Annotated in this window: 1 protein-coding gene; it reads right to left on the reverse strand. The window is 61.8% G+C overall.

Annotated features, from left to right (window positions below; all coding sequences use genetic code 11):
* Window positions 1–868 (reverse strand): META domain-containing protein (locus A3754_RS13495; protein WP_156496989.1); only part of this gene is annotated, 868 nt, incomplete at both ends.

Consider the following 868-nt stretch of genomic DNA (forward strand, 5'->3'; position numbering starts at 1 on the left):
GCGCTGGTCGGGCATGCCTTGCGTGTAGTTGCAAGATCGGGCAGCGCCAGCTGTTGGCCGTCGCGCTGGTAGGGGCCGTTCAGGCTGTTGCAGCTGCCATGGCCTTTGACCTTGCTGTCATCGTTGAAGGTGAGAAACGGCACCTGTGCCGCACTGCCCAGAATAATGCGATCCGTCTCCAGGTGTGTCAGTTGCCAGCGGGTGTGGGTCAGTTCGGCGGTGGGCAGTTGGCAGTTCTCCATGCCCGGTTCCAGGTTGAAGCTTTCCACGATAAGAGCGGCTTCGGTGCTGCCTTCCTGGGTGCCGGGCACTTTGCGCACCAGGCCGCTGACGGTGGCCACGCGGGGCTGTTGCGGGTAGCGGATGCCGTTGTCGTAGGCGGTCAGCAGGTCGTCGCTTTGCGGGCCGCGAATCAGCAGGCGCCGGTCGCTGTTGCACAGGGTGAAGGTGTCACGGTGTTGTCCGGGCTTGCCACGGGTGATGGCGCCACGCAGGGTTTCGCTGTCCGTCATTACCTCGGTGAGTGGCAGGGTGACATCGGCAAAGCCGTGTTTTTTGCGCTTCAGCGTGATGGCGTCGGACTGATAGAAGAGGCCGCCGTCGGCCAGGATCTGACTGATGATCTGGTATTCATGGTCTGCTTTCAGGTTGTCGGGGAGGTAGTACAGGCGAAAGGGCATGGTATCGGTGTCTTCATCCAGGCGAATCAGACGCTTGGCGACAAGTTGGGCGCCGGGTGTGCCGGTCTCTATCTGGTTGTCCAGCAGGGCGACGGTGAGCACGGCATTATCCGGCAGTTCGCTGTCCTGTGAACGTGTAGCGGTGCCACTGATATGGGCCACGGCGTTGTTGGCACGCTGATAGTCGC

The organism is Alcanivorax sp. HI0083 (assembly GCF_001635175.1).